Origin of the sequence: Halobacteriovorax sp. DPLXC-1, assembly GCF_036903125.1 — a bacterium.
Classification (GTDB): Bacteria; Bdellovibrionota; Bacteriovoracia; order Bacteriovoracales; family Bacteriovoracaceae; genus Halobacteriovorax_A; species Halobacteriovorax_A vibrionivorans.
Genome location: NZ_JAYMCO010000003.1, coordinates 737,003 through 762,001 on the forward strand (window position 1 = coordinate 737,003; position 24,999 = coordinate 762,001).

General features: G+C 35.8%; 28 protein-coding genes. 24 read left to right on the plus strand and 4 right to left on the minus strand.

Annotation, left to right across the window (positions count from 1 at the left end):
- The first annotated feature begins 73 nt into the window (after positions 1 to 73).
- The 14 genes from proB (at position 74) to VCM44_RS13610 (ending at position 12,755) form a co-directional block, all read left to right on the plus strand.
- Positions 74 to 1,231: a glutamate 5-kinase gene (gene proB / locus VCM44_RS13545; RefSeq protein WP_115360931.1), complete on the plus strand. Its 1,158-nt coding sequence runs from the start codon at positions 74 to 76 to the stop codon at positions 1,229 to 1,231.
- Positions 1,215 to 2,453, plus strand: a complete 1,239-nt coding sequence (locus VCM44_RS13550) for a glutamate-5-semialdehyde dehydrogenase (protein ID WP_115360929.1) — start codon at positions 1,215 to 1,217, stop codon at positions 2,451 to 2,453. Before proB ends, VCM44_RS13550 begins: the two co-directional genes overlap by 17 nt.
- 9 nt (positions 2,454 to 2,462) lie before the next feature.
- Complete coding sequence (locus VCM44_RS13555; RefSeq protein ID WP_334679121.1) at positions 2,463 to 3,269, plus strand: pyrroline-5-carboxylate reductase family protein; 807 nt, start codon at positions 2,463 to 2,465, stop codon at positions 3,267 to 3,269.
- A 74-nt stretch (positions 3,270 to 3,343) separates the two neighbouring features.
- Complete coding sequence (locus VCM44_RS13560; RefSeq protein ID WP_115360925.1) at positions 3,344 to 3,538, plus strand: hypothetical protein; 195 nt, start codon at positions 3,344 to 3,346, stop codon at positions 3,536 to 3,538.
- 138 nt (positions 3,539 to 3,676) lie between these two features.
- Entirely contained in the window at positions 3,677 to 5,167 is a 1,491-nt protein-coding gene (locus VCM44_RS13565; RefSeq protein ID WP_334679122.1) for a sodium/proline symporter, read from the plus strand.
- Positions 5,139 to 6,020, plus strand: coding sequence for a mechanosensitive ion channel family protein (locus VCM44_RS13570; RefSeq protein ID WP_334679123.1), 882 nt, complete (start codon positions 5,139 to 5,141; stop codon positions 6,018 to 6,020). Before VCM44_RS13565 ends, VCM44_RS13570 begins: the two co-directional genes overlap by 29 nt.
- Before the next feature lie 222 nt (positions 6,021 to 6,242).
- Positions 6,243 to 7,202, plus strand: coding sequence for a LysR family transcriptional regulator (locus VCM44_RS13575; RefSeq protein WP_158536829.1), 960 nt, complete (start codon positions 6,243 to 6,245; stop codon positions 7,200 to 7,202).
- Positions 7,203 to 7,279: 77 nt separating this feature from the next.
- Positions 7,280 to 8,704, plus strand: coding sequence for a lytic transglycosylase domain-containing protein (locus VCM44_RS13580; protein ID WP_115360918.1), 1,425 nt, complete (start codon positions 7,280 to 7,282; stop codon positions 8,702 to 8,704).
- Positions 8,705 to 8,766: 62 nt separating this feature from the next.
- Positions 8,767 to 9,060 (plus strand): hypothetical protein, encoded by a 294-nt coding sequence (locus VCM44_RS13585; protein ID WP_334679124.1) that lies wholly within the window; start codon positions 8,767 to 8,769, stop codon positions 9,058 to 9,060.
- A 54-nt stretch (positions 9,061 to 9,114) separates the two neighbouring features.
- Positions 9,115 to 10,203 carry a hypothetical protein gene (locus tag VCM44_RS13590; protein ID WP_334679125.1) on the plus strand — a complete coding sequence of 363 codons (1,089 nt, stop codon included), beginning with the start codon at positions 9,115 to 9,117 and terminating at the stop codon, positions 10,201 to 10,203.
- Positions 10,204 to 10,213: 10 nt separating this feature from the next.
- Positions 10,214 to 11,101 (plus strand): metal ABC transporter substrate-binding protein, encoded by an 888-nt coding sequence (locus tag VCM44_RS13595; RefSeq protein WP_334679126.1) that lies wholly within the window; start codon positions 10,214 to 10,216, stop codon positions 11,099 to 11,101.
- A gap of 2 nt (positions 11,102 to 11,103) precedes the next feature.
- On the plus strand, positions 11,104 to 11,907 hold the full coding sequence (locus tag VCM44_RS13600; protein WP_115360910.1) for a metal ABC transporter permease: 804 nt from the start codon (positions 11,104 to 11,106) through the stop codon (positions 11,905 to 11,907).
- A gap of 83 nt (positions 11,908 to 11,990) precedes the next feature.
- Entirely contained in the window at positions 11,991 to 12,440 is a 450-nt protein-coding gene (locus VCM44_RS13605) for a hypothetical protein (protein ID WP_334679127.1), read from the plus strand.
- Between the two features lie 96 nt (positions 12,441 to 12,536).
- On the plus strand, positions 12,537 to 12,755 hold the full coding sequence (locus tag VCM44_RS13610) for a cold-shock protein (protein WP_120404466.1): 219 nt from the start codon (positions 12,537 to 12,539) through the stop codon (positions 12,753 to 12,755).
- A gap of 55 nt (positions 12,756 to 12,810) precedes the next feature.
- Here VCM44_RS13610 and VCM44_RS13615 read toward each other — a convergent pair whose 3' ends face one another.
- Positions 12,811 to 13,218 carry a hypothetical protein gene (locus VCM44_RS13615; protein ID WP_120404467.1) on the minus strand — a complete coding sequence of 136 codons (408 nt, stop codon included), beginning with the start codon at positions 13,216 to 13,218 and terminating at the stop codon, positions 12,811 to 12,813.
- 118 nt (positions 13,219 to 13,336) lie between these two features.
- Here VCM44_RS13615 and VCM44_RS13620 point away from each other — a divergent pair, with 118 nt between their 5' ends.
- Both VCM44_RS13620 and VCM44_RS13625 read left to right on the plus strand, forming a co-directional pair.
- Positions 13,337 to 13,504: a hypothetical protein gene (locus VCM44_RS13620; protein ID WP_158536828.1), complete on the plus strand. Its 168-nt coding sequence runs from the start codon at positions 13,337 to 13,339 to the stop codon at positions 13,502 to 13,504.
- Entirely contained in the window at positions 13,504 to 14,958 is a 1,455-nt protein-coding gene (locus VCM44_RS13625; RefSeq protein WP_334679128.1) for a disulfide bond formation protein B, read from the plus strand. The genes VCM44_RS13620 and VCM44_RS13625 overlap by 1 nt, the downstream gene beginning before the upstream one ends.
- On the opposite strand, the gene VCM44_RS13630 is transcribed toward VCM44_RS13625, so the two are convergent.
- Positions 14,951 to 15,520 (minus strand): peroxiredoxin family protein, encoded by a 570-nt coding sequence (locus tag VCM44_RS13630; RefSeq protein ID WP_115360902.1) that lies wholly within the window; start codon positions 15,518 to 15,520, stop codon positions 14,951 to 14,953. The two genes, VCM44_RS13625 and VCM44_RS13630, sit on opposite strands and share 8 nt — an antisense overlap.
- A gap of 61 nt (positions 15,521 to 15,581) precedes the next feature.
- Between VCM44_RS13630 and rlmN the strand changes: the two genes are divergently transcribed.
- From rlmN to VCM44_RS13670, 8 genes are all read left to right on the plus strand, one after another.
- On the plus strand, positions 15,582 to 16,616 hold the full coding sequence (gene rlmN, locus VCM44_RS13635; RefSeq protein ID WP_115362275.1) for a 23S rRNA (adenine(2503)-C(2))-methyltransferase RlmN: 1,035 nt from the start codon (positions 15,582 to 15,584) through the stop codon (positions 16,614 to 16,616).
- A gap of 87 nt (positions 16,617 to 16,703) precedes the next feature.
- A complete protein-coding gene (locus tag VCM44_RS13640; RefSeq protein WP_115360900.1) occupies positions 16,704 to 17,636 on the plus strand; it encodes a glutathione S-transferase family protein in 933 nt (310 codons plus the stop codon).
- A gap of 8 nt (positions 17,637 to 17,644) precedes the next feature.
- Complete coding sequence (locus tag VCM44_RS13645; protein ID WP_115360898.1) at positions 17,645 to 18,511, plus strand: pirin family protein; 867 nt, start codon at positions 17,645 to 17,647, stop codon at positions 18,509 to 18,511.
- Positions 18,511 to 19,722 (plus strand): multidrug effflux MFS transporter, encoded by a 1,212-nt coding sequence (locus VCM44_RS13650; RefSeq protein ID WP_115360896.1) that lies wholly within the window; start codon positions 18,511 to 18,513, stop codon positions 19,720 to 19,722. Before VCM44_RS13645 ends, VCM44_RS13650 begins: the two co-directional genes overlap by 1 nt.
- Before the next feature lie 36 nt (positions 19,723 to 19,758).
- Positions 19,759 to 20,532, plus strand: a complete 774-nt coding sequence (locus VCM44_RS13655; RefSeq protein ID WP_120404472.1) for a phosphatase PAP2 family protein — start codon at positions 19,759 to 19,761, stop codon at positions 20,530 to 20,532.
- Positions 20,529 to 21,467 carry a hypothetical protein gene (locus tag VCM44_RS13660; protein WP_120404473.1) on the plus strand — a complete coding sequence of 313 codons (939 nt, stop codon included), beginning with the start codon at positions 20,529 to 20,531 and terminating at the stop codon, positions 21,465 to 21,467. Before VCM44_RS13655 ends, VCM44_RS13660 begins: the two co-directional genes overlap by 4 nt.
- On the plus strand, positions 21,467 to 21,691 hold the full coding sequence (locus VCM44_RS13665; protein ID WP_334679129.1) for a hypothetical protein: 225 nt from the start codon (positions 21,467 to 21,469) through the stop codon (positions 21,689 to 21,691). Before VCM44_RS13660 ends, VCM44_RS13665 begins: the two co-directional genes overlap by 1 nt.
- Positions 21,688 to 22,479: a hypothetical protein gene (locus VCM44_RS13670; RefSeq protein ID WP_334679130.1), complete on the plus strand. Its 792-nt coding sequence runs from the start codon at positions 21,688 to 21,690 to the stop codon at positions 22,477 to 22,479. The genes VCM44_RS13665 and VCM44_RS13670 overlap by 4 nt, the downstream gene beginning before the upstream one ends.
- Here VCM44_RS13670 and VCM44_RS13675 read toward each other — a convergent pair.
- Positions 22,463 to 23,284 (minus strand): hypothetical protein, encoded by an 822-nt coding sequence (locus VCM44_RS13675; RefSeq protein ID WP_334679131.1) that lies wholly within the window; start codon positions 23,282 to 23,284, stop codon positions 22,463 to 22,465. The two genes, VCM44_RS13670 and VCM44_RS13675, sit on opposite strands and share 17 nt — an antisense overlap.
- Before the next feature lie 69 nt (positions 23,285 to 23,353).
- The gene (locus VCM44_RS13680) at positions 23,354 to 24,886 is read right to left on the minus strand and encodes a hypothetical protein (protein ID WP_334679132.1); all 1,533 of its coding nucleotides are present in this window, start codon (positions 24,884 to 24,886) and stop codon (positions 23,354 to 23,356) included.
- Positions 24,887 to 24,999: the final 113 nt, after the last annotated feature.

The window sequence follows — 24,999 nt, forward strand, 5'->3', positions numbered from 1 at the left end:
ATACGTAATATACTGACTTTAGGTTATCCTTAATTTGTGGCATCTTCTTATTAAACCAAGATAAGGGGAATTAATGAGACTCCGTAAAGAGCTGCAGGGTGTCAAGCGCATCGTTGTGAAGGTCGGAAGTAACGTAATAACAAAGAAAAACGGTAACTTAGATACGAGAAGATTGAGAAAATTAGTTGAGGATATTTCTGAATTAATTGACTCAGGTATTGAGGTTGTTCTGGTAAGTTCAGGTGCCGTTAGTGTTGGAAAGTCATTTTTGAAGAAACATCTACCACGAAAGGGGCAGATTGATCTTCAACATTCAGCAAGTGCCATTGGCCAGCCAAAATTAATTAATACTTACTCAAGATTATTTGAAGAGAACGAAAAGCTTTGTTCACAGATTTTATTGACTCACGATGACTTTAGAAATCGTAAGAGAAATCTACATGCTAAGCAGAATATTAATGTTCTTCTTAAAAACAATATTACACCAATCTTGAATGAGAATGATTCAATCTCTTTTACTGAGATTGCTCTGGGTGACAATGATCATCTCGCTGCTCAGACCGCGCAAATGATTAACGCTGATGCATTATTAATGATTACATCAACTAATGGTCTTTATGACAAAGACCCAGGTTATCCTGATGCTAAGAGAATTGCAGAAGTTCCATTTGGAAGTGACGTTCTCGATTCGGTTAACTTTCAAGGTAAAACAGCTGTCGGTAAAGGTGGGATGGAGTCAAAAGTCCATGCTGTAACAAAGATTACACCACTTGGGATTAAGGCAATTATCAGCTCTCTTGATGCTGATCGCATTATTCTTGATCCACTGACTAAGGATCTTGGGACATATTTTGCTCCTAAGAATGCTTATGATCCAGAAGAGAGAAAGGCATGGCTATTATCGATGAAGAAGCCAAATTGCTACATCGAAGTTGATCGCGGTGCTTATAAGGCCCTTAAGAAGAGTAAGTCACTTCTTCCTAAAGGTATTATTGATGTATACGGAGAATTCTATAAGGGAGACTGCGTGGATATTATCTGTGATGGAGAAGTATTCGCTTCAGGTGTTTGTGAATATGGAAATACTGAAGTTGAACAGATTAAAGGACGCCATAGTGATGAGATTGAAGACTTAATTGGATTTAGAACATCTATTGAAGTCATTCATACGATTAATTTAATTTTAGAACACGATATAATAAAGGAAAATAAAAATGAAAGAATTAGCTAAAACAGTTAGAAAAGCTTCAAAGCAACTATTAAAGCTTAATAAAGAAACAAAAGATTTAATCTTTGATGACCTAATTAAAGGACTAGACTCAAATCGTAAACTTATTCTTGAAAAGAATCAGCTCGATCTTGATGAAGCTTTTAAGAACGATTTAAATAAAGCAATGGTTGATCGTCTTAAGTTATCTGATGAGAGAATTGATGACATTATCAAAGGTGTAAAGACAATCAAGGATCAACCTGAAATTGTCGGTAGCTTCTATGATGAATTTACAAATGACTTAGGACTTAGAGTAAAGAAACAAAGAGTACCAATTGGTGTAATTCTTATGATTTTTGAAAGTAGACCAAACGTCGTTGTCGATTGTGCTGCTCTTGCTCTTAAGTCTTCAAATGCCATTATTTTAAAAGGTGGTAAAGAAGCGAAACATTCAAATGAGATTCTTGGTCAAATTATTCAGGATTCAATTTCAAAGTATGTTGATAAGAATGTAGTCTCAGTCTTAGCATCAGATAGTCGTGAACAATTAAACGGTCTTCTTTCTCTTAAAGAAGAAATTGATGTAGTTGTACCACGTGGTGGTCATGGACTGATTAATCATATTTTTGAAAATGCTAAGATGCCTGTTATTGCTCACTATCAAGGGCTATGTCATATGTACATTGATAGCGATGCTGATATTGAAAAGGCCGTAAATCTTGTTGAGAATGCAAAGACACAAAGAACTGGAGTTTGTAATGCGATTGAAACATTACTAATCCATAAAGATATTTTACCAAAAGTTAATGATCAAATTGCTAAGCGTTTACTTGCAAAAGGAACTGAGCTTAGAGTTGACGAAAAGTTTTCTCAAGCAACAAAGGGAGATTTTGTTGCAGCTAAAGATGAAGATTGGTCGACAGAATATTTAGATAATATTCTTTCAATCAAAACAGTTGATAGTTTAGATGAAGCGATTTCACATATTGATGAGTTTGGTAGTAACCACTCTGAGTGTATTGTTTCAAATAACCAAGAAAATTGTGAAACGTTCTTACGTAGTGTTGATGCAAGTTGTGTGATGGTAAATGCTTCTACTAGATTTAATGACGGTGGACAGCTTGGACTAGGTGCTGAACTTGGTATTTCAACGACTAAACTACACGCTTACGGGCCAATGGGTGTTGAGCAGATGACAACATCTCGTTATGTAGTCGTAGGTGATGGTCAGATTAGAAGCTAGGAGATTTCAATGAAGAAGATTGCAGTAATTGGCTGTGGAAACATGGCCGGCGCGGTAGTACGCGCAATGAATGATAGTAATAAAGAAGGAATTGAGTTTCTAACATTTACTCCAAGCAAAACAAGAGCAATAGATCTTGCTAAGGAAGTTGGGGGAAGCGTATTAGAAAACTTAGAAGATGTAGCAAAAGCTGACTACATTATGGTTGGTTGTAAACCACAGCAGTTTTCTGAGTTGGCCAAAATGCTAGAAGGTGTTGATTTAAGTGAGAAGGTGATTATTTCGATTATGGCCGGAATCGGTCAATTGAAAGTAAGTGAACTTCTAAGCGCACCTAAAGTTATACGCTTAATGCCGAGTTTACCTATGGAACACGGAGAAGGAATTTGTCTTCTTCACTATTCTCCAGCTGTTGAAGATAGTGAAAAAGACTTTCTTAGTACAATTCTAAAGAAGAACTCAATGTTATTTGAACTTGAAAATGAAGATGCTTTTGATCAGGTAACAGTCGTCTCTGCATCTGGCCCTGCTTATATTTATTATTTCATGGCCGCAATGGAGAAAACCCTAGGAGAGTGGGGCGTCAAAAAAGAAGATCAAAGAGCTCTAGTTGCTCAACTATTTAGAGGAAGTGCTAAGAGTGCACTTCAAAAGTCTGATATGGATCTGGAAGATATGATTGGCCAGGTGACATCGAAAAAAGGTGTGACGATTGAGGCAATCGACAGATTTCGTCGAGATGAGTTAAGTAGTGGAATTCAGGCAGGTTTAGAGCAAGCAGCTAATCGCTCATTCGAAATTAAGAAATCGCTATAACCAATCTATTAGGTATAACCTAATTAGTGGAGTAAGCAATTCTTAATAAATCCAGACAGTGTTAAGGTAGGTATATGAATAATAAAAAAACAGAAAAGTTAGTACAATTAGTTAGTTATGGTGCACTTGAACAGGATCAAAAACCTGCACACCGCGCACCAAAAAGAAAAACTGGTAATGACGAAGGACACGGGAAGGCGCTCAGGCCTTTAGGTTTCGTTCGTAGAAGCCTAATTGAAGATGAGGATAATTGCCTCTCAGTCCTTTAAAAAAGTAAATATTTTTAAATTGATAATTTTTATTAATAAACAAGAGTTCTTTTCTTGCCCGCAATAACTGTGATTGTGGGTTTTATAGACTAAGTACAAGTCGAAAAAGAAAAGGGCTCAAAAAGAAAGGATTGCTAAATGATTGTTTACAGTTTCCTCTTTTTTTTACTCCTGTTCACATTGATTGGAGTTTCTTCAAGTTTTAAAAGTAAGAAAAACAACTCAGATTATCTCCTAGCAGGACATAACACTCCTCCTTGGATGGCCGCTCTTTCAGCGGTTGCCACAAACAACAGTGGTTACATGTTCATTGGTTTAATTGGTTATACTTACACCAGCGGGATTCAGTCTTCATGGATTATGATTGGTTGGATTGTTGGTGACTACATCATGAGTATGTTTGTTCATAAGAAGCTAAGAGAAGTAACAGAAGCCGAAGATTTATTAAGTTTCGGTGGGGTATTATCGAGATGGCAACGAGGAACAAGCTTTAGAAAGCTTAGATTCATTGCGGGTCTAATCACGTTTATTTTCTTAGGTGTTTATGCTGCAGCCCAATTTAAAGCCGGTTCAAAAGCACTACATGTTCTTTTTGGATGGGACTATAGTACTGGTGCAATTATTGGTGCCATTATTGTTTTCGCTTACTGTCTATCAGGTGGTATTAGGGCCTCAATTTGGACCGATGCTGCTCAGTCTTTCGTTATGATTGTCGCCATGGGGATGCTCTTTGTAGTAGGTGTTAACGAAGTTGGTGGTTATGGACAATACGTTGATAAGCTAAATGCAGTTTCACCTGGTTATTTAAGTTTCATGCCTACTGGCCTTGAAGTTGGCGGCGCCTCTGGTGTCTTCCTCTTTATCCTTGGATGGGTATTTGCAGGATTTGGTGTAATTGGCCAGCCACATATTATGATTCGTTTCATGACTATTGATGATACGAAACACATGAATAAAACAAGAATGTATTACTATGCATGGTTCATCGCATTTACTGTTATGACTATTGGAGCAGGGCTTACAGCTAGATTACTTCTGCCAAATTCAGCTAACTTTGATGCTGAACTTGCTCTTCCAATGATGAGTCAAATGCTTCTTCCTGAGATTTTAATTGGTGTTGTTCTAGCTGGTATTTTTGCAGCAACAATGTCGACAGCAGACTCTCAGGTACTAAGTTGTTCAGCGGCATTTACGAGAGATTTAATGCCAAAGAAATCAGATAATGTTTATTTAACAAAATTAGCGACAGCATTAACAACAATTATTGCATTAGTTGTTGCGCTATATGGAAGTAAGAACGTATTTGAATTAGTTCTTCTTTCTTGGTCGATTCTAGCAGCTTGTTTTGGACCTCTACTCTTTATTTATGCAATGAAGAAGCAGGTTTCAGAGTTTACAGGAATTGCCATGATGGTAATTGGTGGTGCTACGACAGTTATTTGGATGGTACAAGGCCTTGGTGGAATCATTTATGAAGTTGCACCAGGAATTGTTATGGGTCTAATAACTTACCTAGTTCTGTCACAGACGAAGTTCAATGATATAATTTCATCTAACAAGGTGAAAGACGCCAGAACTCAAGAAGCGGCAGAATTTGGAAATGATGGATCTCAAGAATTTAGTAGTTAGTTATTTATATCCTATTACAGTTACCCTCCTATTTTTAGGAGGGTATTTCTTTGTTCTTTTAAATATTAAAAGAGTAGAGAGAAAGAAATTAAGAGGCATCAAGAGAAGAGATATCATTGATGCCGTTGAGACAGATTCTCCGGTTGATGATCAGGAGAAGGAATTAAAGTCACAGGGAGCTGAAGGTATTGAAGGCCGCTTCTCGTTTATGACAAGAGCACTTCCAATACTAATTTTTATTCTTTGGTCGATTTTTGTTTCAATTCCTTATCTTGGAAAGATTCCAACAGTCTATGTCTCATTGATTGCAGCAATTGTTTCAGTTATTGCCGGTTTTTCTCTAAGACCATTTTTAGAGAACCTCTTTGCTGGAGTTATTATATCTTTCTTCAAGTCTATTAAGATTGGAGATACAGTAACGATAGATGATAACTACGGGATTATAGAAGAGATCGGACTAACTTATTCAGTTGTAAAAAAATGGAATTGGATTCGTGTTGTTATTCCAAATTCAAAACTTCTACAAAAAGAAATTTTGAATTACACGATTAATGACAGCTTTGTTTGGACCCATATTTCATTTTTCATTGCTCCTGGAACGGACCTTGAAAGGGTGAAAGAGATAGGAACAATGGCAGCAAAGAAATCATCGTATTATTGCGATGTTGAGGACCCAACAATGTGGGTGATGAATTTAGAAAAAGATGCTGTTGAATGCTGGTTGGCCGCTTGGGCGGAAAACCCATCAGAAGCATGGGAGCTTAGAAACGATATGAGAACAATGCTTTATGCAGAGTTTCAAAGAGAAGGTATCGATTTCCACAAGTTTAATATTAGTAAACAAGAAAGGTAGTTGTTATGTTTAAAAAATTAATTCAAAACTTTATTGAACGCACGACAAAAATTGTCTTATTCGTTCTAAACCAAGTTTTCCCAATTTCTTCTAATTCTTAGAAGCTTAAAAAATCAAAAGAATTGATTATTTTTAGTTAGTTAGGACCTAGTCTTAGGTTTTTGCTAATTTATGTTCAACTTGTTAAGCTAGGAGACGAATTTAATGATTAGGGGTATAAGCTTGGAGAAACTCAAGGACATTAATTGGAACCACCTATATTGCTTCTATGAAGTCGCAAAGGTCCAGTCTTTAAAAAAAGGCGCACAAATTATTGGAACCTCGTCTCCAACACTAAGTGAACAACTTAAACGCCTCGAAAATAAATTCAATATGAAGCTCTTTAATCGTAGCTCAAAAGGCCTAACTCTTACTCAAGAAGGGATGCAATTATTTGAGCGCACTAAGGGGATCTTTGAAGAGGGAAGTAAACTTCTTGAACATTTCTCGGAAGATGTTGTTGGTGGTTACCCAGTTTCTATCGGAATAGAAGAAACAATTTCTCACGACTTAGCGACAGAGTTCGCTTCTCAATATTGGGACCTCTACACTCAATACGGTACCGTTAATACACTTCGCCAAGTTGGACATGATATTCTCGTTGATAACCTGTTACAAGGTTATATTGACTGGGGAATTTCTCTAAGAAAGCCGAAAAGAAAAAGCTTAGAAGTTGCTGAAATTGGCTCATTCGAGCTTGTATTCTGCTGTTCAAAAGATCTTTATGGAAAGTTCCGTGATCACAAGGACCTACTAGTTAATATTCCATTTGCCGAAAGTAATTGGGATAAGACTCTTAATAAAGTTATTTATCAGCATCTTAGAAAGAATGGAATTGTTCCAAAGGAAAAGGTCTATAGCGATCATTTGGACTTTGTTCATAAGCTATGTGCCCGTGGCCGTTGTGTTATGTTCTTACCAAAGAATCCACTAGAGGATTATGAAGGTATTAAGACATTTCGCGTAGGTGAGCCAATTAGAATGTCTTTATATGCGATTTGGAAGAAGTCTGATGAAGGACTTATCTCAATTAGAAAACTTGAAGAGTTAATTCAGGCGAAGCTTTCTAATGTTCCTGAGCGCTATGAAGATGTTGATCTTCAGATTGAAGTCTCAGACGTCTCAGATGAGCTACTGAAGTAAACTTGAGGGTTTTGGTTTTGTCTAATTAGGCCAATACTGCATTCCTTTTGTCATTTATTTCATCGTAGAATTTCTCTATGAAAACTAAAATGTCAAAATCAATTAATACTTTAATAATTTTATCAACACTATCAATCATCATTAGCTGTGGACAGTCTCCAAAGCGCGTTGAAAGTAATGATATCAATAATGGTAGTAATACTATTTCTTATGAATACGACGATGATATTCGCCATGAGATGGAGTTATATCAGAATAAGCATGTAAAAAAATGGATCACTTATTTTGCCTCCAAAGACCGCGAAAGGTTTCAGCGCTTCATTGAAAGAGGGATGTATTATAAAGAAGTAATTCAAACAGTTCTTGAAGAAGAGGAGCTACCTTATCAGCTATATTATCTTCCTCTAATTGAAAGTGGATTTAATCAAAGAGCATTGTCACATGCTGGGGCGGTTGGGCCTTGGCAATTTATTAAAGGAACTGGCCGTCGCTATGGTTTAGCAGTCAATCGCGTAGTTGATGAAAGACATGATCCAATTCATAGTACTGAAGCGGCCACAAAGTATTTAAAAGATTTATATAATGTCTTCAATTCTTGGGAGCTTGCAATTGCAGCTTATAATTGCGGTGAAATTAGAGTTCTTCGTGCCATTATGAAAGGAAGGACAAGAAATTTTTGGGAGCTCGTTGATCGTAAACTTCTTCCAAGAGAGACGAGAAATTATGTTCCAAAGTTTTTGGCCGCTGCCTATGTTGGAGAAAACTTGGAAGAGTTTGGCTTTGATACAAATGCAATTGCTGAAGTCGAAAAATATCCTGACTTAAAGCTTATTGAAGTACCTGGCGGTGTAAGGCTAGCTGAAGTTGCCAAGCACTTTGAAGTTGATCGTAAAGAGTTAGAAAGAATTAATCCTGCTTTAAAATATAAACGAACACCTAATTGGATTAGAAGTTATGCTGTTTGGCTTCCTCGAAATGACTATACAAACGTAGAAGAAATTCAAAAGAAGCTTTCTTCAAATCGTCAGTGGGGAAAATTAAACTCATTTCCAACTCGCTACAAAGTTAGAAGAGGGGACTCTCTAATTCGTATTGCTAGAAAGTATAAGATCTCCTTAAAAAGATTAAAAAGAATAAATGGAATTAAAGGAAGTCGCATTTATCCGGGACAAAAACTAACTCTACGCTTAGATGAGTACAAGGGTGTAGTTGGGAAGAAAGTATACTTTGTTAAGAAGAATGACTTCTTAGGAAAGATTGCAAGACGTCATGGATTATCTGTGTCCTATCTTAGACGCTTAAATGGTTTATACTCTAACCGAATTTATATAGGGCAAAAACTTGATGTAACAAAAGGTGTCCGTACTTTTCGTTATCGCGTTAAAAGAGGAGATAGCCTCTCTCGCATTGCAAGACTATATAATACGACGGCGAGGGAAATTAGAAGACGTAACTCATTATCTTCAAATAACCTCTTTATAGGTCAGATGTTGCGCATCTAAATATTTGCTATTGTTGAAAAAAAACGAGACATTTTTAAAAGCTTCCTGATAAGATTTGTCTGATGTTACGTTACGCCAGACTTACATTATTGATTGCATTCTTTGCAAGCTTCTTAGCTGCAACGATTCATACCCACGATGACTCTCATGAAATATCAAATATCCATGATAGTTGTAGCGTGTGTCTTCATGGAAAAAGAATCAGCTGTCTTGATTCTCCTGATCTTGAATCAACTTTAATTGTAAGAGCGACTGATGTTGAAGTTGCTGGGCCATTTGTCACATCTGATGAACCACTTTTCTATTTAGATTTAACTTCTATCACTCTTCGCGGTCCTCCTAGTCTTATTTCATAATCCCATTTAATTTAAATTTTTATTTATTATTTATGAAATAACAAAGAGGTTACTTTGAAGAATTATATTATTACATCACTTTTAACACTTGGTGCTCTTAGTGCATCAGCTCAATCAACATCATTATCAGACACATCGAGAGGAAACGGCTTTAATCCATCAATTGGCCTAAATGCACTAACTCTTTATAAGAACTCTGCTCGTGATAATGATCATGACGGCTTCCAGTTACAAGAAGCAGAAATTCAATTTAGTGCAGATGTTGATGCATACTTTAGAGCAGAAGCAACTTTTGCAATTCACCCTGAACATGAAGAAGAGGAAGAAGCTGGACATGAAGGCCATGGTTATGCTTTTGAACCAGAAGAGATCTTTGCTGAAACGATTTCAATTCCTGATGTGACGGTTAAAATTGGTAAGTTCTATACTCAATTTGGTAAGTATAATATGGTTCATACTCACGCACAGCCGTTCATTTATCGTGGTGTCGTTCAAGAGTATATGTTTGGTGAAGAAGGTCTAAATGAAGTAGGAGTTGGTGTTTCAACAATGCTTCCACTTCCATGGTTTAGTGACCTTACAGTTCAGTTCATTCAACCATCAAATGAAGAATTATTTCATGAGGATCCACACTCAATTGCAACTGTTGCAAACTTGAAAAACCTTTGGGACCTATCTGAGTCTCTAACATTAGAGTGGGGGCTTTCTGGTCTATACTATAATCACAGAAGCTTACCAACTGAATTAAGAAACCGTACGACTGTACTTGGTTCAGATCTTACTTTTAAGTGGAAACCAGTTAAGAAGGGGAAGTACTCTTCATTTGTTTGGTCGACAGAATTCATTCACAAAGATATTCAAGGTGAAAATGAGTTAAAGAACGGTGGTGTTTCAACATTCTTCCGTTATCAGTTAGCACAACGTTGGTATGCACAAGCTCAGTATGAATTCCTAGGTCTATTTGCTGATGAGAGCCTAACAGATACAAATGTTTATACTGGTCTAATTGCTTTTGTTCCTACTGAATTCTCGTCTCTAAGAGTACAATACGATGATATTCATGATGGTGAAGATCGCCCTGAAAAAAGAGTCTCTCTCCAGCTAAGCTTTAGTATTGGTGCCCATCCGGCCCACGTATACTAAGGGATAGAAGATGAAGAGATTATTGATTTGTTTGGTGTTGAGTTTATTCTCAATAGCAAGTCTCGCTCAAGTACGAGTAGTGACGACAACGACTAATTTAGCAGATGTTGTAGAAAAAATAGGTGGAGAGAGTGTTTCGGTACTCTCTCTTGCTAAAGGGACTCAAGACCCACATTTCTTAGAAGCTAAGCCTAGCTATACTTTTAAATTAGCAAAAGCTGATCTTCTCGTTAATATTGGTGCAGGTCTTGAAAGTGGATGGCTTCCTTTAATTATTAGAGGAAGTCGAAACCCTAGTATTAGAGATGGCCAAAGAGGACGTCTTGAAGCAGCAGATATTGTCTCATTAAAGCAAGAGCATAAGGGAGAGATTAGTCGAGCTCAAGGTGATGTTCACCCTGAAGGAAATCCTCACTTTATGCTTTCTCCAACTAAGGCCCTTGAGGTTGCAAAGGCGATTAAGGATAAGCTTTCTCTTATTGATTCAAAAAATACATCTCGCTATGAAGAAAATTTCAAGCGCTTTGAGAATCAAATGAAGAGCAAGATCAAAGAGCTAAAAAGTGTAATTAAGAGTGGGACTCATATTATCACTTATCACAGAACTTTAACTTACTATTTAGATGAGTTTGGTATTCATATTAAGAATGTTCTTGAGCCTAAACCTGGAATTCCTCCAACAGCTTCTCATATCATTAAAGTGATAAAAGAGATGAAAGAAGAAGGGATTAGAACTATTGTCGTTGAAAATTACTTCGATTCTAGTGTGGCAAATCGAATTAAAACGAGCATTAAAGATGTTAAAATTAATATCGTTCCAGTGGCCGTAAATGGAAATGAAAAGGCAAAAGATATTTTCTCTCTATATGATGAATTAGCTAAAGCTTTAAAGGAATAAATATGGAAATCATCTCGTTCTTAGCAGCTCCTTTTGTTATGTGTTTAATCCTGGTGGGGATTCACTGCTATTTAGGGTTACATGTGCTTAAGCGCGGGGTGATTTTTGTTGATCTTTCATTAGCTCAAGTTGCGAGTCTTGGATCAACTGTCGCATTACTTTTTCATTTAGATCACCATAGTTCACTTAATTACTTTATATCCCTTGGCTTCACGTTTGTAGCAGCAGGATATTTTGCATGGGCAAAGAAGTATGAAAAGTATATTTCGCAAGAAGTTCTAATTGCCCTTGTATATGCTTTTGCTTCATCTGCTGTTCTTTTAGTTGTTAATATGATGGCCCATGGAGCTGAACATATAAAAGAAATCCTTGTTGGAAAAATCCTTTGGGTAACATGGATGGATGTTCTAAAGACAGGGGTGATCTATTCAATTGTCGCTTTAATTCATTATATTTTTAGAAAACAAATAATAGCAGCTAGTATGGAAAAGTCAGACTCATCTAGCTTCTGGGACTTTGTGTTCTTCTCTCTATTTGGTGTTGTGATAACATCCTCAGTTGGGATTGCTGGTATTTTACTTGTCTTCTCATTTCTTGTGGTACCTGCTCTTTTAAGCAGCAATCTTGTAAGCTCTCTAAAAGGACAACTTCTTTTAGGTTGGGTCATAGGAACGATACTTAGCTTTATTGGTATGACCTTGAGTTATGTTCTTGATCTTCCTGCTGGAGCAATCATCGTTGTGGTATTTACAGTTCTTCCAATCTTTGTACTACCGTTTATATTACGAAAAAAGATCGCTACTTAATTTGAATCTTTAACATAATTTAGTTTCGAGATTTTAAACTCATGTCGAAGAGCTTTCTAATAATAATGCTTTTAGGAGGCCTTATGAAAATATCATATTTATTATTTTTAGTTGTATTTCTTTTAAATTTCTTTATTCCAAATGATGCCCTTGCTGTAAAAAACGAAGGGCTAGACAGTATTGTCACAGGTATTGATGTTAATGGTAATGAGTCAAGTTGTTTGCGTATGGTACAGCCTCTTTATTGTTCGATGGAAATTCAAGTAGGTGATTTGCATGGACTAGACTGTCGTTCAAGAGGATTTAAGGCCGTTCAATGTGGATGCCACAATTTTGTTTGCGTTGAATATGAAACAGATACAGTTGTTGGTGTTGATCGCCAGGGAATGAAAAGATCTTGTCGCCCTATGAAGGAAGGAACATCTTGTACAGAAATTTTTACTGAAGATGAGGCATTCGCTGAGCGATGTCAGGAAAAAGGTGGAGTGGCCGTTGCATGTGGATGTCATGATTATATTTGTGTGAAAAATTAACCTATCTTAAATTCTCATATTGTTTCATTAGAGAGATAACTTTCTTTATCAAATATAAATTACTTCTCACTGAGAAAGGGAAAAACAAGGATGATTATGGAAGCATTACAAAATGAATTAAAAACGGGAAAGGTTAAATTTTTTAATGAAGCAAAAGGTTTTGGATTTATTAAGCCAGATACAGGAGACGGGGACTTATTTGTTCATATTTCTGCTGTCGAATCAGGTAACAAACTAGCTAATGATGACAAAGTGACATATATGATTGGAGAAGGAAGAAGAGGCCCATGTGCAATGAAAGTTAAGAAGGCTTAACTTTCTTTTTCAATTAAACTTGATGTGAGAAAAGAGGGGCATTGGCCCCTTTTTTTTATTTATTTTCTTTAATATCTTTACAAGACCAATCAAAAGAGTGAACTCCATGTTCTGGAACTCTAGCAAATGTCCAAATATTACCATTAATCCCTGGGGCAACATGATCTAGGCGAAAACGAAAGTTTCCTGTCGTAAACGATTCTACTTTCTTGTTGTATTTAGGAATATAATTTACCTTCTTTATAAAAGAATACTCATTATTTTGATTTAGATCATCGACGAATACTTCAACTTCGTGAAACGGAGTATTTCGACCAAATCGCGACTCATATATTATTGCATCAGTAACTTTCGAGCTCATGTCATAATTTACGCAATGGTATAGCTCTTTTCTTTTAGGTGTAAGACCTGCCAATGTATTTAGTGATACAAAAATAAGTGCGCTTAAGATTATCGATTTCATAAATTCTCCTTTGGGGTAGCTTTAATTTTAAGGGCAATTCGAATTTAAGTGAAATTAACTTATCTAAGAAAATATTTCTTCCGATTTTCTAACAAAGTATTTCATTGAGGAGGTATTTATGGAATTCTTAGAGATTATTTTACTGATTATGTCGGCCTATTATATTTGGCGTAGGCCTCAATTTCAAAAAAGGGCAGAAAATCTTTTAATTGGAGCTACTTTTATTATGTTCTTTGTTTGGTTTGTAGCGACTAAGCATATGATCCTTCCTCCAGGAAATTACTAATGTCAGGCAAAACTGAGCGCTTTTACAATATTGTCTCTCTTGCAACGATTGCTCTGGTTGTTCTACCTATTGGTATCGCAAGTATTGTTCTAGGTTTCGGATTTGGCGATAACCCTTGTATTCTTTGTTGGCAAGAAAGAGCTGTTATGATGTTCATCAGTTTGACGACACTCTTTATTTTGCGCTACGGCCTAAGACCAAAGTACTTGGCCTTACTTATTTTCTACTGTGCAATTGGAATCTTTATGGCCTTACGCCACACTGGTGGTCATTTTTTAAGAGATATTGGACAGGGATTTGCACTTGAGATTCTAGGATTCCATACATACAGTTGGGGGATTTTTATTTATTGGATGATTTTTATATGCTTGGCCATCATTCTTGGCTTCTTTGGAGGTAACCTTGTTGATAATGAAGACGGCGAAGTTCGATACCTAACTAAGCTGCAGGGAAGTGCTTTTGTTATCTTTTTCATCGTTCTTGGAATTAACTCCATACAAGCGATTACACAAGTTGGGCCACCGCCATTTATTGGACAAAGTGATCCAATACGTTTCTCATGGACTCCAAAAGATTGGAAATGGTCGACACAGTCGTGGTCAAATATTCTTAGTCCTATGAGTTTACGTGGTAAGTATCATGTGGAAAAGCCAGTTATTAAGACTCAGGCCAAAAGAGATATTGCCATGTTTGAAAGCGGTGATGAGTTAATCAAAGTTAAGGAAGTAAAACTTCCTGAAACGATCATTGGTAATATTACAGACATTGATTATCATCCAAAATCGAAACTATTTGCTCTTGTTACAGATCAGTTCTACGTTTATATCCTCGATGATAAATTAAGTGATATAAAAGCTTACGTCCACCTGGATAATCTCTTTAGTATCGAAATAAAGACTCTTACAGCAGTTTCCTTTATTGATCGTAATCGATTAATGGTTACGGGAATTAATAAGAGTTATGTCATTTTAAAATTGGATAAAGAGGCTAAGTTAAAGAATCAATATGCGTCTTTTAAAGATGGTACTGATGGAATTTTAGAAACCAGGCGAGGACGATTTTCAACAGTACGCTCTAAATATGCATATATTCAAAGTTTAAGCTTTGATCGCGAAACAAATGAATTTGTTACCTTAAGTGTTCCTAATAAGAAGTTCAATAAGATCATTGCGACAAGATTTTCTTCAATAGACTATATGCTTAGTAGTGAAAAGGAAGTCTTTACTAATGAAAGTGAATTTCAGCCTCATGTGACGAGTTTGAAAATCTATGATTCCATTGCCTATGGACTTGCTCCTGATAATAGAGAAATCATTATTTCAGATAATAATTTCTCTTCTTTTACTGGATCTATTCTCTTGCCTGTTAATGGTGACTACAGGGGAGTGGTTATCTTTGAAAAAGATCAATTCATTATTATTGATGGCAATATCGCAAGCTACTTTATTAATTAGAACTAAGTGCTTTTATGATCTCTTCATTCTTTGTACGATCTTTGTAATTAATATGGATATCACTATAAGTAATCTTATCTCCATCTATAACAAATACTGCAGGATGGGCCACCATATGATGTGTTTCTCCAGAGTCTGCTTCAACATCAATTTGATATGATTGTTTGTATTTCTTTACGAGTTCATCATCAATTTTATTCACAATATTAAAGGCCAATAAACTTTGTGCTTTAGGATCACTAATAACATCGAAAGTGAATTTATTTTTATCTTTCATTTTCTTTGCAACTGCAGCTCGATCGACACTTATAACTAAGATTTGAGAGTTCTTGTCGATTTTACTCATAACTTCTGATTGCACACTCTTTAATTGCTTTATGCAGTACGGGCACCATGAACCACGATAGAAAATAAGAGCGGTCTTTTTATCTAAATTATCTAATTGATATTCTTTTCCTGTGATAGATTTTAGAGCTAAATTTGGGACCTTCTCACCGGCCTTTAGACCTATTTCAGATGCAAAACAACTTAAAGACAGTAATAAAATGATTATATATTTCATTTTTTCTCCATTTTCTTCCCTTGAGCTAGACGGACAAAGGGAAATTCTATATTGTTGCCCTGTGAAAAAATCATTCTTTCAATTCACATTCCTTGAGCTACAAGAGTTATTGAGTTCTAAAGGCTTAAATTCGTCTGGCGCAAACCTTCTTTACAATTGGTATTATAAGAAGAAAAACGCATATAGCAAAGAAATCCAAGATATTGCGAAATCAACTTTAAGTTTTATCAATGAAAACTTAAGTTTTTCTTTGCCTAAAGTCGCAATGGTTCAAGAGGCCAACGATCGTACCGTTAAATTTCTCTTTGAATTAGAAGATGGTAATAAAGTTGAAAGTGTTCTTATTCCATTTCATAAGAAGTATTCGATTTGTCTGTCTTCTCAGGTTGGCTGTGCGATGAAATGCTCTTTTTGCTTTACTGGTAAGCAGGGCCTAAAAAGAAACCTTAAGGCCTATGAAATTATAGGTCAGTTTCTAGCGGCATGGCATTGGCTTAAGGAGAATCGCCCTGGAGAAGAGCGCATCTTAAATATTGTCTTCATGGGACAAGGTGAGCCTCTACATAATTTTGATGAGGTGAAAAAAGCATGTGATATTTTTACTTCACAATATGGAACTTCAATTGGCCATCAAAAAATTACCATATCAACAAGTGGATATATACCAGGTTTAAAAAGGTGGAAGGATGAAATACCTGGAGTTAATCTGGCCTTATCTCTACATTCTGCATTTGATGAGATTCGAAATGAACTTATCCCAATAAATCAGCGCTATCCATTAGAAGAAGTTCTCGAGTACATTGATAATATCCCATTAAGATATAAGCAATTTGTTACTTATGAATATTTATTAATAAAGGACTTAAATGATGGAGAAAGGGATGCAAGAGCGCTAGGAAACTTACTTCAAAATAGAAGGGCCCTCATTAACCTGATTCCGTTCAATGAATTTCCTGGAACACAATACAAGCGTCCAAAAGAAGATAATATTCTTAATTTCAAAGAAATCCTCGATACTTACTCTATTCCAACTCTTGTTCGTACAACCAAGGGTGATGATGTCTTGGCCGCATGTGGTCAGCTCAATACTAAATGATCTAATTTTAGTACAAAACCTTAAAATATATGTACTTTTAATAGGACGGAATTCCCACTATTCTTTTAGTAAATAAAAGGAGTCGAAATGGGACGTTTAGTAGATGGAAAATGGATAAAAACCTCAATCATAACAAGTGATGATGATGGTGCTTACGATCGTATTCCTCGATCATTTAGAGATACGATTTCAAAAGATCACGACACTTTTAAGCCTGAGTCTGGCCGCTATCATCTCTATGTAAGTTACGCTTGTCCTTGGGCCCATCGAACTTTAATTTATCGAAAGCTCAAAGGGCTTGAAGAGCATATCAGTGTAAGTGTTGTCTCTCCAGATATGTTAGATATGGGGTGGACTTTTGAAACTAATATTTCAGGGGCCACTGGAGATGACCTATATGGCCTAAATTACCTGCAAGAGATTTATACTAAAGCTGATCCAGAAGTGAGTACTAGTGTTACTGTTCCAGTCTTATGGGATAAGAAGACACAGAGAATCGTAAATAATGAATCATCTGAGATTATTCGTATTTTTAACAAAGAATTTAATGAGCTAACAGGTAATACTGATGATTACTATCCTAAAGAGCTAGCTAGTGAAATCGATGAGCTAAATGATTTTATTTATCCAAATATAAATAACGGAGTTTATCGTAGTGGCTTTGCAAAGAAGCAAGAAGCTTATGAATCCGCTGTTACTAGTTTGTTTGATGCTTTAGATAAAGTTGAAGAGAAGTTAGAAGGAAATCGTTTTCTCTTAGGAGAAAGGTTAACCGAAGCAGACCTTCGTTTGGTTCCAACTCTTCTTCGTTTTGATTGCGTTTATGTGACCCACTTCAAATGTAATCTTAAACGAATAAAAGATTACAAAAATTTATCTCGTTATCTCAAGGAACTTTATGAGATGAAGGCGATAAGTGAAACAACGAATTTTGAACATATTAAAAGACATTATTTTTATAGCCATGAGGATATTAATCCATATCGAATTGTCGCTCTTGGCCCTTCGGAAATTATATAGGTGATTTTATGAGTAAAAAAGAATTAGCATATATTATTGATCCACCTCCTAAACACTGGGTTGGTAACGGCTTTCATGTCCACACAATGTTTCATCCTGGACATAATCTTTATAAATATACGACACCATTTCTTATGATGGACTTTGCTGCTCCTAAGAAATTTGCTCCAACAAAAGCAAAACGTGGAGTCGGAGAACATCCCCATCGAGGATTTGAGACCGTTACGTTTGCTTTTGGTGGAGAAGTTGAGCACAGAGACTCAAGTGGTGGCGGAGGAGTCATTGGAAAAGGTGATGTCCAGTGGATGACTGCTGCAAGTGGTGTTGTACATGAAGAATTTCATTCTCAGAAGTTTAGTGAAGAGGGTGGCGTTTTTGAAATGGTACAGCTTTGGGTAAATCTTCCAAGCGAGTTCAAAATGACGTCGCCAAGATATCAAGGCGTAAAGGGAGAAACTTTTCCAAGGATTCATCCTGCTCAAGGAGTTGAACTAAAATTAGTTTCAGGAAATTATTTAGGAGAAGTGGGTCCTTGTAAAACGTATTCTCCAATAAATCTTATTCAAACAGATATGAAAGAAGCTTCTAACTTCTCGCTTTCTTTAGAAGATAAAACAAACTTACTTGTTCTCGTTAGGAAGGGAAGTATTTCTTTAAATGGTAATGAAGTTAACGAACATCAATTAGCAATTTTTCATAGGGATGGCCAAGAGGTTGAGGTATCGAGTAAAGTGGGGGCAGAGCTTTTAATAATGAATGCCGTTCCAATTGATGAGCCTGTCTTTTCACACGGCCCTTTTGTTATGAGTACAAAAGAAGAAATTATTCAAGCTTTTGAAGATTACCAATCAGGCAAAATGGGACACCTCAGTTAATGGATTTTCCTTCTCAAGATATTGAAGCAACTCAAAAGAAAATAAGTCAGAAAGAATTTATTGCATTAATGGCCGCACTGATGTCATTTGCGGCCCTAGCTATTGATTCGATGTTACCGGCCCTAAACTTAATTGGAGATAGCTTAGGTGTCGTTAATCCCAATGATAACCAAATGGTCATATCATTTATATTTATCGGGATGGGAATTGGGCAATTATTATTTGGGCCAATTTCTGATGCCATCGGTAGAAAGCCTTCAATGTATATTGGTATAGGAACTTTCTTCTTTGGTTGTATAATATCTTATAGTGCAACAACATTTAATCTAATGTTGTTAGGAAGACTTATACAAGGTTTAGGGGCAGCATCAGCTAAGATTATATCAACAGCGATGGTAAGAGATCGATTCTCTGGAAATGTCATGGCAAAGACGATGTCTTTAATTATGATCATATTTGTCCTCGTTCCAGCGCTTGCGCCAACTTTAGGTCAACTAATTCTAAGCTTTGGAGGATGGCGAGATATATTTCTCTTTATGATCTTTTTGGCAATCATTAATTTCGCTTGGTTCAGTACGAGACAAGAAGAAACATTAATTGAAGAGTATCGCAGGCCTCTTTCTTTTTCTAAGATTAAAGAAGCAACTCTAGAAACCGTTAAGCACCCTGCTACTGTTGGTTACACTCTAGCAGCTGGTTTAATATTTGGTGCTTTTATTGGCTACTTAAATTCATCTCAACAAATATTACAATTAAAATATGGACTAGGTGATAAATTTCCAATCGCTTTTGGTGTTTTAGCATTGGCCATTGGACTATCTTCATTTTTAAATTCAAAACTTGTTGAAGAAATGGGGATGAGAAAGCTTTGTGAAACAGCTCTTACAGTTCTTACTATTGTCGCAATTATATTTAATATTATTGTTTACTTCACAAATGGAAATCCATCGTTTTATTTATTCTATGGTTTTCTGCTTCTTTGTTTATTCAACTTCGGTCTACTATTTGGGAACTTCAGTGCTTTGGCCCTCGAGCCTATGGGGCATATTGCCGGAACAGCAAACTCTGTTATAAGCTCTGTCCAGATTCTTATTTCAGCTCTTATTGGTTCCACTATTGGGCAATTGTATAATGAAACGGTAACGCCTATCGCAATAGGCTTCTTAGTTTGTAGCATGCTATCTCTTTTCATCGTAAAAAAAGTAAAATAGATAGACGATTAAAGTAAAATTTGGTCTCATTAATATATGTTAAAAGCATGTATCTTATTCTTATTTGTGACCATTCACACTTTTGCGTTTTCACCTCCTTCTGAGCATATCCGTAAGAGTCGTTGGGATGTTTCTCCAATCCAAATCAAATTCTTAGCTACTTTCTTTGCTATCGAATTAGTGACATATTCCATAATTTCCCCTGAATTTGTAAAACAAGAAATCGATAGTAGTGATTACGACTTTAACGAAGATGATATTGAAGTTCCTGTATGGGCATACCAACTAGGTAATCATGGGCCTGAAGTTTTAACAGCTGGAATGTATGGATACTATTTATTTGGAAATGATGAATACGCTTTTGAAAAAGCATTTGTTTTTACTGAGTCTATGCTCATTTCTCAGGGGATAACTTTTGGTACAAAGTATGCTGTAAATAAACAGCGCCCAGATGAATCTAATTATCTTTCGTTTCCAAGTGGTCATACAACTCATGCTTTTACTGTTGGGATGTGGATGAGTATGGATATTTATCGAAGCGAGAAGTTTCATGAAAATATTTACATTGCATCTCTACCACTTATTTACGCTTCATATATTGGCTGGACTCGTATTGATGCAAATAAACATAGCTTCAAAGATGTCGCTACTGGGGCCCTTATAGGATCTCTGACGAGTTATTTCATGTACGAGTTTCACTTTGATGAAAATGGAAAGTATCGATTTAATAATAAGAATGGAGCAATTCTAACTCCAACTGTTGATCCTATTCGTAACCGTTACGGTCTAAGCATTGGGGTTTCTCTATGAATTATCTAATTTCTATTCTATTGATCTTCTTCTCTTTTTCATCAATGGCCCAACTTAAGAGTCTAGACTACTTATATCGCTTTCCAGAAAAGGGTGGGAGTGTAGTAGAATATTCTATCTATTGGTCATTGGATGAAATGGAATTTGATGATCGATCTGGTGGCGTTGAAGAATTCTTTGAGGTTGATCGCTCTGTTCTGGTTGCTGGGATTAACTATAGGTATTCAATATCGGATCGTTTTCTTATTGCTTTTAGTACTCATGCTGAAGTAGCTGATTTTGATACTCATCTAGAAGATGAAAATGATAGTGAAACACCTGAGAAGAGTCCTTTTGCATTCTATGATCCAAGCATTGATTTACGTTATCGATTAATTCAAGAAAATGAAGTCTTCTTTGATATTGAAGCCTCTATTGTATGGGGTGCTACTAATTCTTCTAAAACTCCTTTAAATAGAACAGTAAGTCCTTTTGATGGACAAGAATACTATAAGATTGCTGCGTATACTGGTATTGATTTTAATACTTTTTCATTTATGGGTGTCATTGGTGCTAACTTCTACAATGGTGGTGTTAATCAGTCAGAATTTAATAATGAACGATTAAAGGCACAAGACAGTTCTCAGGTTCTGTTGGGCTTTCTGGGACAAGCTAAAGTGACAAAGAATATAAGAGCGACTGTTGGCTTCAATTTTCTTTCGGCCGACGCTTTTGACCTCACTGGTGTGACAGAGAGAGTTAATGTGGATCAATCAACTCAACAAAATTATTACATAGAATTTGACTATCTTAAGTTTCAAAATAGTTTAGGTATTATAAGCTTTAAAGTTAATCAACGTATTGATCGTTATAATTTACTTATAAATAACAATGATCTCTATGTTGCAGATAATACTTTTTTAGATTTTATATTTAAAGTTGAAAAGTGGTTCTAATGAGTCTTTTATTGGCCTTTGCTTTTTTTATAAGCTGTGGTGGCGAAACTGTAATTCAAAGAGAAGCAAATACTTGTGTGACAAGTGATAAGTTTCCAAAGACCTATATTGTTATGAGACAGTGGGGTTGGGATATTTGGTTATTAGAAGCAGGTGTTAAGGATGCACGCACTCTTCGCTATGTAAATGATAAGAAGTGGCGACAAGTGGAGTGCCCAAAATGAAACAAGTCCTATATTTCTTATTTCTATTTATTTTTTTATCGAGCTGTAGTTATCGTGAAACTATTCTACGTAAGGCTCCTGACTTCCTCAGTGACAAAATTGAAGACTATTTAGAATTAGATGAGGCACAGGAAGAAGAACTTCGATCTCAGGTAACATCTTCATTTTTTGAGCATCATAAAGAAGTAATCATCTTAAGAAAAATCTTAGCTGATTATGATATAACGAAAGACTCTCTAAGAAAGCAAGTCGTGAAAGGATATCCTCCGTATTCTCGTGTTCTAAAAGATGTAAATGCTATTTCTATTGAAGTGCTCTCTAAGCTTGATAGTAAGCAAAGAAAGGAGCTTGTTGAAAAACAGAAAAAAGCAAATGAAAAAAGAGAAACTGACCTTAAAAGTTATAAAAAGCGAGGAATAGAGAGACTTTCAAGATTGTTTGGTGAATTAACACCGAAGCAAGATATATTAGTGGAAAAGCTTGTTGTGGATTACTTAAAGAAGAAGGAAAATCTTAAGGCTTCAAGTGCTTGGAGAAAGAAATTTGTCGAGACATTAAAGATAGATGATCAAATAGCTTACCAAGTAGCATTGAAAAGAAACTTTAGTGATGTAGAGAATTTAAAGCAAGTTTTAAAGGACAATGAATACTTCTTTAAATTCTTTGATGAATTTCAAAAAACCTTAACAAGTAAACAAGTCGAAAAATTTAATAAGAAGAAACAAGAGGTTCTGGCCTGGATTGATCTATATTTAAAAATATATAAGACTCCTACAAATCATACCTAAGACGCATTAGCAGTGACTGATTGGCCAGGATTACTCGTCCATCAAGCTCAGATTCAAAAATTGTGTTATCTTCATCTAGTTTTATATCGATTTTAAATGCTTCGATACCTAGTCCTAGAAAAAAATCGTTATCAAAGCGATAGTCAGCATAGAGATTATTAGAAAAGACCTTTCCAGAAAAGCTACCTATCTTAATATAGAAGAGATTTAACTCACTATTTAAAATCCATTTTTGAGTTAAGTTAATCTCAGCTTTGAGTTTAAATGTTGGTAATGGTGCGACAAAGCTATTCTTGGTCTTTGCTTGTCCTGATTCACCAACACCTACTTCAATAGGCATGACATAGAATCCAGCACCACCTGAGAGATTAATTCGATCATCAAGAAAGAATGAGTAAGCATAGAAGAGTCTTATGATATCAAAGTTAAATACTGAGTCGATGAGTGTTCCAGTTGGGATTGTTTGCTCATTACCATCTTTATCCTCATATTTTATATCTTCAGCAAGTACTTTTCTTCCACTACGATGATACTGATACCAGGAAAATGCCATAATATGCTTTTTATTATCACTAAATCGCCAGTCATAGTTTAGTCGAATTGAACTTTGGTTTTCTTTTAGGCCTAAGGTATCCTCCGTATCAATTATAAAGCCTCCACCTGAGCGCGTTCCAAGTTGGATTGAACTATCGTGGAAAGAGACACCATAAGTTAAGCTGATACTGTGAGTGGGCCACTTCATTTCATCTGAAGCGAGTGTAGAAAAGGGGAGAGTGATAACCAAAAAAAATAGGGCCTTAAACATGAAAACTCCTAAACTATATAGTGACACTTATATAGTTTAGGAGAAACTTAATTTTGTATTTAAATTTTATTAATCGATACTATAGAGAAGCTCATCAATTTGCTTTTCATCTTCCTCTTTAGAAGGAGCTTTTGCTAGTACTTCTTTTGCAGCGTTAATCTCTTCTTGCGTAGAGCTTTCGTCTGCCAGTACTTTTCTTGCTTCTTTTTCTTTTGCAATCCTTTCATCTCTGGCCTTACTGAAGTTAACAATCTTATTTCCTTCAGCAAGTACTTCATCATAAGAGATACCACCCATCTTTCTCTCTGATGGTGTCTGAGGTAAGAATATATAATCAGTTCTTTTTAGCTTTAATCGCTTACTTTGATAAACCATTGCTTTAGCAAAAGACTCAAATGCTTTTCTGGGTACGTAATGCTCAGAATCTCTTTTTAGAATATAACGTAATTGAGATAATTTCGATGCATCAGTTCCATCTTTTGGCGCTTTTTGGCTAAGTGGTAGATAAAATTGGTAGTCAAGGATATTACTAATAGCAAACTCATGTGCTCCCTTGATTCCAATTTCTCTCATTGTATCATTAGAAGTCGTTGTACAATTATAAAATGGAGTAATTTCTAGACCCTCTTCTGTACGTACTCGATGTAGTTGTTCTTCAAAGATATCACGAACTTTCATCATATCTTCTTTTGAGCGAGCATAGCCAATTAGTGTATAAGTTGGACGGTAATTAACCTGTCCTTGAATTAGGTGACCAAAGTAACTTACTAGGTCTGTATTACTAGCAAGAACCTCTTTTTCACCTTTAAAGTAAAAATTAAATGTTTCACCTTTTATTGATAAGTCTTTTTGTACTTCTCCCATTCCAATAGCAAAGTGTCCTGCTGCTGAACCTGGAATATCTCCTTGTCGTCCACTTAAAGTGACAACAAAAACGTGATCTCCTGGAGTGGCCTGATAATTATCACGATGACGAATTGTTCCTCTAAATGGCTCAAGTGATTGTGAGTTTTTATTCTTTGGCATTTCTTTAAGAATGTATTTTAAAGGATTCTTTTCGAATTTCTTATTTGCTGGATATGGATTATCACCAACAGTGAAAAGGTTTGCAGGAATAATTGCATTAATTATATATGTATTGTCTTCCATGTGACCTTGAGTGTGGACTTTCTTTCCTACAAAATAGTCACGTGATTTTTTATCAAATTTTGTTCCGTAAATCTTCTTTGTTCTTCCAAACTCAGCCTTTTGATCATTAAGATAGAATGAACCATCGGCACTTTTTGTAAGAACTCCAACTCGATCTTCTAAGTCGGCAACAACTCTTGGCATCTTATCAATAATAAGGTTATTCTCAGAGATCTCACCATCAAACTCAAAGACATAATTAGGAGAGTTGACTAGGACTTTATCGAGATACTTATTGTAGCTTTTAGGGAATTTTAATTGTGTAACTTTGAAGTTGTCGACTTGGCCATCAATATGGATTTTTGCTTTCACAACACCATCTTTCTTAAATAACTTTCCACGGTAGCTTTCAGCTTGTGTATTTGTACTGAAAACGACTAATGTCATTAAAGCTAGGCAACAGATATTCTTCATCGTCTTTCTCCCTAATTGTGATTTACGATTGGATTTTTCTATTTCATATATAAGTGCAATAGATATGCCAAGTTCATATCGTGATTACAGGGTGTTAGCAAATAATTGAATGT

Excerpts from the sequence above, each read along its gene's own strand:
- proB (WP_115360931.1), top strand. The coding sequence starts at position 74 with ATGAGACTCCGTAAAGAGCTGCAGGGTGTCAAGCGCATCGTTGTGAAG.
- VCM44_RS13550 (WP_115360929.1), top strand. The coding sequence starts at position 1,215 with ATGAAAGAATTAGCTAAAACAGTTAGAAAAGCTTCAAAGCAACTATTA.
- VCM44_RS13555 (WP_334679121.1), top strand. The coding sequence starts at position 2,463 with ATGAAGAAGATTGCAGTAATTGGCTGTGGAAACATGGCCGGCGCGGTA.
- VCM44_RS13560 (WP_115360925.1), top strand. The coding sequence starts at position 3,344 with ATGAATAATAAAAAAACAGAAAAGTTAGTACAATTAGTTAGTTATGGT.
- VCM44_RS13565 (WP_334679122.1), top strand. The coding sequence starts at position 3,677 with ATGATTGTTTACAGTTTCCTCTTTTTTTTACTCCTGTTCACATTGATT.
- VCM44_RS13570 (WP_334679123.1), top strand. The coding sequence starts at position 5,139 with ATGATGGATCTCAAGAATTTAGTAGTTAGTTATTTATATCCTATTACA.
- VCM44_RS13580 (WP_115360918.1), top strand. The coding sequence starts at position 7,280 with ATGAAAACTAAAATGTCAAAATCAATTAATACTTTAATAATTTTATCA.
- VCM44_RS13585 (WP_334679124.1), top strand. The coding sequence starts at position 8,767 with ATGTTACGTTACGCCAGACTTACATTATTGATTGCATTCTTTGCAAGC.
- VCM44_RS13595 (WP_334679126.1), top strand. The coding sequence starts at position 10,214 with ATGAAGAGATTATTGATTTGTTTGGTGTTGAGTTTATTCTCAATAGCA.
- VCM44_RS13600 (WP_115360910.1), top strand. The coding sequence starts at position 11,104 with ATGGAAATCATCTCGTTCTTAGCAGCTCCTTTTGTTATGTGTTTAATC.
- VCM44_RS13605 (WP_334679127.1), top strand. The coding sequence starts at position 11,991 with ATGAAAATATCATATTTATTATTTTTAGTTGTATTTCTTTTAAATTTC.
- VCM44_RS13610 (WP_120404466.1), top strand. The coding sequence starts at position 12,537 with ATGGAAGCATTACAAAATGAATTAAAAACGGGAAAGGTTAAATTTTTT.
- VCM44_RS13615 (WP_120404467.1), bottom strand. The coding sequence starts at position 13,218 with ATGAAATCGATAATCTTAAGCGCACTTATTTTTGTATCACTAAATACA.
- VCM44_RS13620 (WP_158536828.1), top strand. The coding sequence starts at position 13,337 with ATGGAATTCTTAGAGATTATTTTACTGATTATGTCGGCCTATTATATT.
- VCM44_RS13625 (WP_334679128.1), top strand. The coding sequence starts at position 13,504 with ATGTCAGGCAAAACTGAGCGCTTTTACAATATTGTCTCTCTTGCAACG.
- VCM44_RS13630 (WP_115360902.1), bottom strand. The coding sequence starts at position 15,520 with ATGAAATATATAATCATTTTATTACTGTCTTTAAGTTGTTTTGCATCT.
- VCM44_RS13640 (WP_115360900.1), top strand. The coding sequence starts at position 16,704 with ATGGGACGTTTAGTAGATGGAAAATGGATAAAAACCTCAATCATAACA.
- VCM44_RS13645 (WP_115360898.1), top strand. The coding sequence starts at position 17,645 with ATGAGTAAAAAAGAATTAGCATATATTATTGATCCACCTCCTAAACAC.
- VCM44_RS13650 (WP_115360896.1), top strand. The coding sequence starts at position 18,511 with ATGGATTTTCCTTCTCAAGATATTGAAGCAACTCAAAAGAAAATAAGT.
- VCM44_RS13655 (WP_120404472.1), top strand. The coding sequence starts at position 19,759 with ATGTTAAAAGCATGTATCTTATTCTTATTTGTGACCATTCACACTTTT.
- VCM44_RS13660 (WP_120404473.1), top strand. The coding sequence starts at position 20,529 with ATGAATTATCTAATTTCTATTCTATTGATCTTCTTCTCTTTTTCATCA.
- VCM44_RS13665 (WP_334679129.1), top strand. The coding sequence starts at position 21,467 with ATGAGTCTTTTATTGGCCTTTGCTTTTTTTATAAGCTGTGGTGGCGAA.
- VCM44_RS13670 (WP_334679130.1), top strand. The coding sequence starts at position 21,688 with ATGAAACAAGTCCTATATTTCTTATTTCTATTTATTTTTTTATCGAGC.
- VCM44_RS13675 (WP_334679131.1), bottom strand. The coding sequence starts at position 23,284 with ATGTTTAAGGCCCTATTTTTTTTGGTTATCACTCTCCCCTTTTCTACA.
- VCM44_RS13680 (WP_334679132.1), bottom strand. The coding sequence starts at position 24,886 with ATGAAGAATATCTGTTGCCTAGCTTTAATGACATTAGTCGTTTTCAGT.